This window comes from Nostoc sp., assembly GCF_036917535.1.
GTDB lineage: Bacteria > Cyanobacteriota > Cyanobacteriia > Cyanobacteriales > Nostocaceae > Nostoc.
Window position 1 is genome coordinate 1 of the sequence record NZ_JBALDA010000055.1, and the last position, 10,588, is coordinate 10,588.

The 10,588-nt window shown below is 40.6% G+C and carries 12 protein-coding genes; 5 read left to right on the top strand and 7 right to left on the bottom strand.

What is annotated here, in order from left to right; translation table 11 throughout:
* The 3 genes from V7K56_RS18180 to V7K56_RS18190 all read left to right on the top strand — a co-directional run.
* A partial coding sequence (locus tag V7K56_RS18180; RefSeq protein ID WP_334912264.1) for a tetratricopeptide repeat protein occupies positions 1-448 on the top strand: 448 nt, incomplete at its 5' end.
* Between the two features lie 384 nt (positions 449-832).
* Positions 833-1,018, top strand: coding sequence for a hypothetical protein (locus V7K56_RS18185; protein ID WP_334912265.1), 186 nt, complete (start codon positions 833-835; stop codon positions 1,016-1,018).
* A gap of 60 nt (positions 1,019-1,078) precedes the next feature.
* The gene (locus V7K56_RS18190; protein WP_334912266.1) at positions 1,079-1,993 is read left to right on the top strand and encodes a M23 family metallopeptidase; all 915 of its coding nucleotides are present in this window, start codon (positions 1,079-1,081) and stop codon (positions 1,991-1,993) included.
* A 189-nt stretch (positions 1,994-2,182) separates the two neighbouring features.
* Here the strand turns inward: V7K56_RS18190 and V7K56_RS18195 are convergent, their stop codons facing one another.
* Complete coding sequence (locus V7K56_RS18195; RefSeq protein ID WP_334912267.1) at positions 2,183-3,037, bottom strand: cyanophycinase; 855 nt, start codon at positions 3,035-3,037, stop codon at positions 2,183-2,185.
* Between the two features lie 638 nt (positions 3,038-3,675).
* Positions 3,676-3,879, bottom strand: a complete 204-nt coding sequence (locus V7K56_RS18200; protein WP_334912268.1) for a hypothetical protein — start codon at positions 3,877-3,879, stop codon at positions 3,676-3,678.
* A 329-nt stretch (positions 3,880-4,208) separates the two neighbouring features.
* On the opposite strand from V7K56_RS18200, the gene V7K56_RS18205 reads away from it, so the two are divergent.
* Both V7K56_RS18205 and V7K56_RS18210 read left to right on the top strand, forming a co-directional pair.
* Entirely contained in the window at positions 4,209-6,119 is a 1,911-nt protein-coding gene (locus tag V7K56_RS18205) for an ATP-binding protein (RefSeq protein WP_334912269.1), read from the top strand.
* Between the two features lie 231 nt (positions 6,120-6,350).
* A complete protein-coding gene (locus tag V7K56_RS18210; RefSeq protein ID WP_334912270.1) occupies positions 6,351-6,941 on the top strand; it encodes a thioredoxin family protein in 591 nt (196 codons plus the stop codon).
* A 226-nt stretch (positions 6,942-7,167) separates the two neighbouring features.
* Here V7K56_RS18210 and V7K56_RS18215 read toward each other — a convergent pair whose 3' ends face one another.
* The 5 genes from V7K56_RS18215 to V7K56_RS18230 form a co-directional block, all read right to left on the bottom strand.
* Entirely contained in the window at positions 7,168-8,283 is a 1,116-nt protein-coding gene (locus V7K56_RS18215) for a sensor domain-containing diguanylate cyclase (RefSeq protein WP_334912271.1), read from the bottom strand.
* A gap of 753 nt (positions 8,284-9,036) precedes the next feature.
* The gene (locus V7K56_RS37130; RefSeq protein ID WP_442940093.1) at positions 9,037-9,255 is read right to left on the bottom strand and encodes an IS4 family transposase; all 219 of its coding nucleotides are present in this window, start codon (positions 9,253-9,255) and stop codon (positions 9,037-9,039) included.
* Complete coding sequence (locus V7K56_RS18220) at positions 9,155-9,361, bottom strand: hypothetical protein (protein WP_334912272.1); 207 nt, start codon at positions 9,359-9,361, stop codon at positions 9,155-9,157. Before V7K56_RS18220 ends, V7K56_RS37130 begins: the two co-directional genes overlap by 101 nt.
* A gap of 7 nt (positions 9,362-9,368) precedes the next feature.
* On the bottom strand, positions 9,369-9,650 hold the full coding sequence (locus tag V7K56_RS18225) for an IS4/Tn5 family transposase DNA-binding protein (protein ID WP_334912273.1): 282 nt from the start codon (positions 9,648-9,650) through the stop codon (positions 9,369-9,371).
* Between the two features lie 121 nt (positions 9,651-9,771).
* On the bottom strand, positions 9,772-9,972 hold the full coding sequence (locus tag V7K56_RS18230) for a hypothetical protein (protein WP_334912274.1): 201 nt from the start codon (positions 9,970-9,972) through the stop codon (positions 9,772-9,774).
* Positions 9,973-10,588 lie beyond the last annotated feature (616 nt).

Below are 10,588 nucleotides of genomic sequence, written 5' to 3' on the forward strand. Positions count from 1 at the left end.
CAACAACCGAGGGTTAGCTTTCAGTAACAAAAAAGACTACAATTACGCCATTGCTAACTACGAACAAGCCCTGAAAATTGACCCCAACTTCGCCCTAGCTTACAACAACCGAGCGTATGCTTACCTTAAGAAGGAAGACTACGACCGCGCCATTGCTGACTTCAACAAAGCTGTCCAACTTTATCCTAAGGATGCTAACGCTTATGACAGTCGGTGTGAGGCATACCGTAAGAAGGGAGATAATGATAGCGCCATTACTGACTGTAACCAAGCCCTGAAACTTGACCCTACCATCACTAACTCTTACTACAACCGAGGGCTTGCTTACAAAAATAAGGGCAGTAAAGATAATGCTGTAGTTGACTTCAAGAAAGTTTTGGAATTAAACAATGATGTTAAATTAAGCCAACTTGCCCAAGAACAACTTCAAAAACTCTCCACGAAATAGAGCGCCTCCAGTTGATGACGTAAGAGTTTACAAAACTTCAAACTTCAAACTGCGATTGCGTTTGGGTAATGTCTCTGGATATGCGATCGCGTCTATTCACTCAGTAAAAATCAGTTTGTAATAACTACCCCCGGTATTGCCGTTTTTGGGATTTTTATTTCTGATCCGAGAATAGCAGCAGAATGAAAAATATAAGATATATCAGTCTCGCCAATGTAAAAACAATCGCCTAATGATTCACCTTCTGTAGTAGTGATTTTGTAGAGCTTGTTTGGCAACAAAGTAGTGTTTGAGATCATAACATCTCTATCCATTTTTAAGTACTTAATTAGTTTTGTTTACGGTCTGGTGATAGGCGGTGTTTCGCGCAAATCTTATATTCAGATGATGGACACAGAAGCAGCCGAAGCTCAAAAAACAGGACGTGTCAGAGTAATCGTACAGTATAACGGTCCAATACATCGATGTCAAGAAGTTCAGCAATTATGGTCAAAGTGGGAAGAAATGGGTTTGTACATCTTCTTTTTACCTAAATATTTCACTAAAGACTTCCTGATATTTTCCGAGTAAGCTTGAAACAACAAATAATCAGAAAGTGTCTGAATTATTGTTTTAATAGACTTACAACTTATGAAAAAAGCTATAATTTATCGATACCGTACTTATGGACTAGTTGGGTTAATATCCTTAACTGCTGTATTAAGTACAGCTACATCTGCATTAACACAATTGACAGGCAATTCCCCAATTGGGCAAACTTCTATCCCTACTTCTAACTTAATCTGGCCAACTAAAGGGTTTATTTCTCAAGGCTTTCGCAAATATCAACATGAAGGAATTGATATTGCCGGAGCCTCTGGAACTCCTGTTGTTGCTGCGGCATCCGGTACAGTTGTTAAAGCAGGTTGGGATAATTGGGGATTAGGAAATGCCATAACTATTAAACATCTCGATGACAGCATTACTGTTTATGGCCACAATCGCCGTTTGTTGGTGAGCAAGGGTCAACAGGTCATTCAAGGTCAAATTATTGCCGAGATGGGATCTACAGGCAATAGTACAGCACCTCATCTGCACTTTGAAGTTCATCCAAATGGTCGAGTAGCAGTTGACCCCCTTCGTTTGTTGACATCCGTAACTGCAAGTGTTGGCTTTGGTTCTAAAATTCAGCAAGTGGATAACCCGAACCGTCCAGTCTCGGTACCCCCAGCAGCAAATCAAATTTCACCTTCACAGCCAATTCCAATAGGTTTTGCACCTGTAAGCGCTGATACTAAATGCAATGGAGTTACCATCATTGAAGGTGAGACAGCAACCATTCATGTAAAAGTCTGTGAAGAAAATGGTCAGTTGTTTTATATTGGGCAATTGAAGCAAGACCCAAGCAAGCCTATAAAAATAACAGCTTTGAATATTGGTAAAAGCAAATATCGAGCAGATAATGGGAGTTTTTATTATTTAGTCACTCCAGAAAAAGTGGAAGTTTGGCGAAATGGCAGTCAGATTCGTTCTGACAGCTTTTATAGTTTAACGAAATCGCCTTGACCGAACAAGGCAAAAGTAAAAAGTAAAAAGGCAAAAGAAAGAACTGTATGATACGTAAATCGTAAATTATTTTCGCGCATCAGCTTATATTAGATTGTTAAAACTGTAATACCCCTGCCTGAATGTTTCGTAAGCAGATGTATTACAGCGATTAGATAAAACTTTCAGTTTAAATACACTTGCTAAAAGTTAAGTGTTAACTGAAGCAAGTGGTTGAGAGTTATTTGGTACAGAGCCATTATTTAGGATAGGCTGACGAGTTTTTAGGTCAAATTTGAAGCCATGTGGCAAAATATGAAGCTTTGCTCCACAAATCGCCAAAGACTCATCTTTCAAAATTTCGCCCATATTGTTATATGTAGCTTCTGATTCATCAACAATTGTAACCGCACCTGCACCAATTACTTCAATTTGGTTATCTATCACTACCATAGCGGTATTTTCATCAATACCAAATCCCAACACAGCAGGCTGTAGTATCAAAGCTGATATTAAACGTCCTAAGCGTCCCCGTTGGGAAAAATGCTGGTCAATTACTACCCCTGGTAAAAATCCCATACCTGGGCCCATTTCGACAGTTTCAATTCGAGGATGTGTTTCTGAGTCGCCTTCCACAATCATTACGTCTGGCATCACGGCAGCTCCAGCACTTGTGCCTGCGATAACTACACCTTCAGAGAACCGCTTGTGAATCGCCATATCGATTTCGGTGTCCTTGAGGATGTTGGTAATACGCGCTTGATCTCCCCCTGTAAAAAATACCCCAGTTGCTTTACTAATAGCTTCCAATGCGGTAGATGAAGATGCATCTTCACGGGTTTCTGTATCAATGATGCGAACAGTTTCCGCTCCCAGCCGCTCAAACACTCTGATGTAATTTTCTCCCACTTCTCTTGGTAGCTCTGTGGCTGCTGTCAGAATTACAATATATGCCTTTGTACCCCCAGCGCGTCGTACAAAGTCCCGCAAAATTACGGAATCTCCCTCTTTGTCTTCGGCTCCCCCAATAATTACTAACTGCTTTTTGATATTACTTTCCACCATGATGCCCCCTGGATTTGAGTTAATAAATATCACTAAAACATGACAATTCAATGTATCAAATCATCCCTTTGATAGATTACTTGATAAAAGTAGGGTTAACATTTGCGTAGACGCAAAGCGGTAAGCCAGCGCGGTCTTAGGGGTCTCCCCCATAAGCGACTGGCGCACCCGGAGGGCCTGTCGTTAGACATCGCAATTAGACCAAAATACTTTTCCGAAAAATTAGATAATTTTTCACTTAACTAAATACAATTCACAATGTCAACTGCCTCTAGAAGTATTTTCTAGAGGCATTGTTGGCTATATTGCTAATTTTCGATTGGAGATTTCTCGTGCGATGCAAGTGATTGATATCGACTCTAGTACAACACGGCGTAAATAAATATACCATTTAAAATGACGCGAAAGCCCGGAATACAATACTTTATGACTTTTGATTTTTGAGAGCCAGTTGCTTGCTGTCGGCATAGCCGACGACAGTCGCCTCAAGTCGGGAAACCCTTTCGGCAGTTCCTCCTGGGGGGAACCCCCTCTAAGCGACTGCCTCACTACGGCGCTGTCTCCCCAACGCACTGGCTCCTTTTGACTTCCGCGCAGCGGTACTAGCTAGATGCAATTTAGATATATGATGATAAGTCCTAATGAACCCGACTTCTGTAAAGCAAGTTAGTTAAGAAAAAACGTGCTTGTTCTAGTGGGAGATGCCTGGGTTTGCCTTGGTAGACAATTTGATACTCATTCATGTCTTCCCCATCTCCATGTCCAGAGATCAGCTTTTGGTGAAAAGCTTCGTCAGCAAGTTCTCGAATCTTATCTCTTAGAGCAGCTTGTGTGCTATTCATAACTTTGCTGTTTTTTATGCTGTCTTTATTAATGCATTATATCTATTTATACAATTCTTGGATGAGTGTTACACCTTTCAGAGGTTATATCTTTGATTATTCATGAGGATGAATTGACTGTTCTTTATTCCTGGCAGAAGAATGGGAATTAAATTATGCCTTAAGATAGTTAAAAATGCTTAGTAATAAAGTTAACGTGGGTTCTGATTAGCTCAGTGGCAAAGCCATCACTCTCCAAAATTAACGTGAGTCAATCTACAATCAGTAAGTCTGAGTAACTACAACTCAGCATTAAAAATTCAGGGTGTTTAGCTGAAGGTTTGTAATCAATGGTTCTACAAAAAAGCAGTGAATTAGTCCGGATTAATGCTAGAAGAACGGATGTATTCGATATTTTCAACTTCAAGCATTACCTTGGCCCCAACCCTTATTTAGATGTAGGGGCTCTAGTATTTGATTTTACTCTAATTGACTCTAGAGAGCCTTTGCCCATTGAAGATTATATTGCCAGCATTGGCGATCGCTATCCAAATATTCGCGATCAAACCTACGAATCTTATGCCCATCTCTTTGCCCAAGTTGTGTCCGAAGCCGGAAAATTGGACATGGATTTACACCTTAACCGCTGGAGTGTTAAGCCATATCCAAATTTCACACGGATTAGCATTCAATCACTACATGAACGCACAACTAGAGAGGTAGTCTACTTTGTTTGGGATTGGTTTGAAGCCATTACCCAAGATGAAGACTTTGCCTTTGATGAGCAACTGATAAAGTTGCAAGATAGATTTCGCGCATCTATCTATGGTGGCCCCACAGTTTACGCCCTATTGCGAACAGCTTATGAGAAAGGTATTCCCGCCTTTTATTTGTGGGAAGAAGGATTAATGCAATACGGCTTGGGAAGAAAACACGTCCGGGGGGTAGCAACAACATTTAACTGTGATAGCCATCTAGATTCGGAGTTTACTACCCGCAAAGATGATTGTAAAGCTTTTTTAAAAACCTTGGGTTTCCCAGTGCCTGAAGGTAGTATTGTCTTTTCCGAGAAAGAAGCCTTGGCAGCAGCAAGAGAAATTGGCTACCCAGTGGCAGTTAAGCCAGTGGTAGGTCACAAAGGAATTGGCGTTACGGCTGATGTGCAAGACTCAAAAGAACTGATATCTGCTTATAATCGGGCACTAGCAGCGATTCCCGAAAATCAGCAAACCCGAATAATTGTTGAGAAAAGCATCTCAGGATCGGATTTTCGTATGCTGTGTGTCAATGGTCGATTTGTCGCCGCCACAGAACGCCGTCCAGCATCAGTTGTGGGTGATGGGTATTTAACGCTTGCAGAGTTAATTCACCAAGAGAACCGCAAACCTGCACGTTTAGACACGCCAACTTCGCCGATGAGTAAAATTCAGATCGATGAAGCGATGGAACTCTACCTAGAGGAACAGCGCTTATCATTAGACAGTGTGATTGAGAAAGAACGCACTGTTTTCCTGCGTAAAGTTGCCAATCTTTCAGCCGGAGGTATGAGTATCGATGCAACCTCGACAGTTCATGCTGACAATATTATCTTGGCGCAAGATATTGCCCAACATTTCCAACTGACTTGCCTGGGGATTGATGTAATCACCAAAAGTCTTGCAGAATCTTGGAAGTCCAGTAACTTTGCCATCCTGGAAATCAATGCTGCACCAGGCGTTTTAATGCATCTTAAACCTTCTGTTGGTGAAAGTGTTGATGTACCTTCTCATATTTTAGAGACCTTTTTTGAGTCGGGTACAGATGCCAGGATACCAATTATTACCTTTAACAAAATCTCAGTTGAAGAACTACAAGCGACGATTGACCATATCCTTTTGCAAAATCCTAACTTGACAATAGGTGCTGTTTGTCGTGATGACATTTTTGTGAATCGCTCGAAAAAAGTATTAAGCAAAGATTACAACAGTAATGTCCAAACTTTGCTGCGTCATCCCAAAGTTGATTTGTTAATTGCCGAGTACCCTGAAGACATCCTCGAAGAACAGGGCGTATTTTACCAGAATAGTAATATCGTAGTTTTGGATAATCCCACCGAAACTGAGATGCTTTTGGCACGAGATGTTTTCGATGGTTCGACTGTAGTGATTAGAAAAGGCAACGATATTTCTATTCGTCGCAAAGGATTGATTGAAGATTATACCTTGGGTGAAGATGAACCATTTACGCGGGTTTATTTGAAGGAAACTGGAGCAATTTTGTAAGTGAATTAAATAGGCGCTTCGGGATTGGAAAGCAGGGGAGCAGGGGAGAAATCAATTCAAAATTCAAAATTCAAAATTCAAAATTAAAGAACTTTTGCCTCCTGCCTCCTGCCTCCTCTTCCTCTTATGCCCAATCCCCAGTTTAAGCTTCCAAAGCTGGAGAAATTATAGAGTGTCTGGAGTCAGCTAAACTAAAGAAGAAATTGCCTAATAAGTTTTAATAATGCTGTTATGAGTACTGATTCACCTACTAATTCTCCCGAAAAACTTGAATCCACATTTGGGAAGCGTCTGAGAAACTTTTTAATTGTAATGGTAGCGATCGCTCTTAGCGTTTCCCTTGTCTTAGGATTGCGAACTGAAACAACCTCGGCAACTCTAGCCAAGTTAAGCGAGACTTCTACACCCTTAGAAGTAGCCGTCAGCAATGGCAAACCATCTTTAGTAGAGTTTTATGCTGATTGGTGTACTGTCTGCCAGAAAATGGCACCAGATATCACTCAACTGGAAACAGAGTATGCTGACAAAATGAATTTTGTCATGCTGAATGTAGATAACACCAAGTGGCTGCCGGAAATGCTGAGATATCGGGTGGATGGGATTCCCCATTTTGTATTTTTGAATCAGCAAGGGGAAACCATCGCTCAAGCGATCGGCGATCAACCCCGGACGATTATGGCTAGTAACTTAGAAGCTTTGGTTACTGGTTCCTCTCTCCCTTATGCTCAAGCTAGCGGCAAAGTTTCCAAATTTTCAGCCCCAGTAGCACCAACGGCGAATCAAGATGACCCCCGCAGTCATGGCAGCCAGGTAGTAAATTAGACGTTGCCGGGGAAGCAGTGGCAGCAAGGGAAGCACAGATGTGGGAATCATATATTAATCAAGCGAACTTGTTATGACACCAACTTGTGCAACTAAAACTTGGTTTCTTTCCGTTTTGGGTAAAAGAGCTCAAGCCACGACCGAATAATACACTCTCCTTAAAAACTCCAGGTTTCAAAATGGACGGGGTTTAAGAGTTCCCTTTTTTCAGAGACACGATACCGCTTCATGTAAGAGATTGCCGCTTGAGGCGCTTGTGAGCATACATTAATTCATCAGACTTGGCGATTAGTTGTTCTAATGACATATTGCTCTCTGGTGAGTAACGCTCTATCCCGATACTCATCGAAAGTTTATAGCTACGGTTTTGCTGTTGATTAAAGTTGGCGATATTTACTTGTAGACGGGCTTGGATACTATCAGCGTCCTTAAAGTAGCTATAGATGAAAACAATGAACTCATCACCACCCAAGCGGGCAACAATATCCGATTTCCGAAAACTTTGCTTAAGTAATCGACCAGCATCAATAATCAAGGCATCTCCCATGTCATGACCAAGGGTGTCGTTAATCTGTTTTAGCCCATCTAAATCAATGAACATAACCCAGCAAAACACTTTCATGCGGTGAGCAATTTTCAGCTGCTGTGCAGCCATTAGGAAGAAACCACGTCGGTTATACAAACCTGTGAGTTCATCAGTCAGCAATAATTGTCTTCCTTCGATCTCTGCTTGTTTGCGGTTGCGAACTTCCTGAATAAGTTCCATTTGAGCGATCGCCTGACGACTTAGGCGGCGCAGTGCATCTAACTGCTGATAACTTAGGTGATGAGGAATGGTATCAAGAACACACAACGTCCCAATTGGAAAACCATCAGGTGTAATTAGAGGGACACCAGCATAAAAACGAATTTTGAGATTACCTTTAACTAAGGGATTGTTATTAAAGCGATCATCTTTGATGGTGTTGGGAACCACTAATATATCCTTTGGTTGAAGAATGGCATGGGAGCAAAAGGACCAATCTCTGGGTGTTTCGCTACTTTTTAGTCCAACCTTAGATTTAAACCATTGGCGATTGCTATCAACTAAGCTAATTAAAGCAATTGGAGTCTTACAAATGTAGGCAGCAATAGCAGTTAGGTCATCAAATGCTTGTTCGGGTAGGGTATCTAGAATATTGTAGTCTACCAGCGCTTTGAGCCTTTCTGCTTCATTGTCAGGTAGAAGAACAGCTTGGGTTTTCACAGATGAGTGTTTAAGCCTTAGCCAGGAAAGTTTGGGATACTGGAAATTTCGGAACAACCGCAGTATTATCTTTCTAGCAACAAGGCTGCGTGACATAAATATCTCTGCAACGAAAATCAACATTCGGTTGAATATACAGAAATATTTTATTACATAATGTTCTTCATGCCTTTGGTTTGCTCTGTTGTTCATGTCACCCCCAAATTCCCTAAGTATCTAGATACTTACAAGGTTTTTTGCCCAAAGACGACTTGAAAAATATCAATTTTAGCTAAAAGTTATTAAAACTTATTATATTGTTAGAGTTCTTCATTCTGGATTAATGCTTTTGATACTACTAATTTGTTTATATGTATATAAGTAGACCTCTTGCATAAGTCGAATAGACCCCCCTTAATCTCACGCCACTTGCTACAACGGATAGCGCAGCGTTAGCGAGTACTTGAGCGTCGGGAACCTCCCTTCGGGTTCGGGGGTTCGCAATCGATGGGAACCGCCAAGACTGCGACCCCCTCACCGCAACGCAGTGGTTCCCCGATATATTGGGGGAAACTTGAAATCTTGCCCCTCCCCTTTACAACTACGGTGTACACACAAGTCAAATTACCCCCCTTAATCCTCCTTAATCCTGCCTTATAAAGCTATGCATTATAAACATCTTTCTTAACAGAAAGTTTGACAAAAGAAAGCAGTTATGTATGGAGTAGAGAGGTAAAAAATCATGATTGACTCTAGAAAATAGCTGACTAGAATCAACAAAGACGCAAAAAATATCATTTTCTCATGGTTGAGAGTAGATCAAAGTCTAATAATCACAAATACAAGAGTGAAAAGGTTAAACAAACTGACTCAAGGATGGGATGATAATAAACGATTGAGAGACTGACAAACTTCCCAACCTTGAACAAGATCATGTAATCGAGTCAAGCCACACCAGAGAACTTTCACACCAGGAGAGCCATCGCCTTTACGGTCTAAAAACCCACGCCCGTCGAGCAATCCAATTGACAACTTCAGCCAGAGTGGGTGGTGCTTTGTGAGAATAAAGTTGGTGATGTAAGGTGGCATAGAGGACTTGCCACTCGTGTGGTTCTAAAACTTGTTGACAACTGGTATCAGGTTGACAACGAGCTAAGTAAGTGAGCCTGAGTTCTGTGGTATCTTGAATCGCCAACACCACCCTATGCTGGGCAATTCTCTCTACTGTCCCATGAATATGTCAAGAGTCTAATCATCGATGGTTTGATGTCGGGTGAATTCCAAAAGTCATAGGTGGCTTTAGTTGCCGCCCATGTCCCACTAGCATGCGGAACACTGGCTTCTGGTTTTGCAGTTAAATTTTCTACGATTTTCATCAATCGTTTGGTTCTTCTGATGTCCCCTAATTCTGTTGTTTCTAGTTCTTTTGTGATCCATTGTTCCATTTGTTGACTTTGGTAGATTTTCCCTCTCGGTTTAGACACCACACAATTTCTCGCTCTTGTCAAATTTTCTGTTAAGAAAGATGTTTATAATGCATAGCCTTTACAAGGGCAGGGTTGGGGAGGGGTGATTCAAGGATTTTTGCAACAGGTTTAATGACGATTAAACTACTACAAAGTTCTTTTCAGTTAGTGTTAAACCACCAGATAGTTGTGCAAATTTTACCTGAGTAAACCCAGATGCACTGCCGTCCTGGTCAAAGAACAATGCACCCGTAGAAAAGTCATAGATCAATCGTTGATCGGTTGTGGTTGCAGATGTTCCAATGGTAAACTGACTTGTTTTAAGTGAAGGTGTTGACAACCCGCCACCAAAATCATAAGTCGATACCTGAATCAGTTCTATACGTCACCCTTGAGGAACAGTAAATTTAGCAAAAATTTCCCCGATTCTAAGGTTTTTACATATACTTATTTTAAGAATCTCAAACTATTTAAGTCTTAAACACTGCATAAATTAATTAGCGTGTGAATTTGCGATAAATGGTCATTTCAGGCTTTTTTTATCATCCTTTTTGAATAAAAATCACTCTTTTAAGTATCGAAAAGTTCAGCTTCAATGGCTAAAATTTATCCTTCATATTTATTTTTTACTAGCGCCTAAGTCTTACTAAAAGATAAAATAATCAACAGTTGACTCTTAATCGAAAAAAAGATTTTGATGCTTTCCTTATAGGCTGTTATCTATGGGCGTCTAGCTTAAAAATAGAGAATATTTTAAGAGCCTCAAAATAACTCCATAGTCAATATAATACTTAGATGTCTATACTTAAATACTCATCTTTGCATACTCTTCACATTATTGGCTGAAAAATGTATACATAAGTATACTCATATCTTGGACGTGTAAATATGGATGTCAAAACCACAACTACGTGTAAGAGGAATTAATCGTTCGATCTCAAGTAAAAGAAGAGACA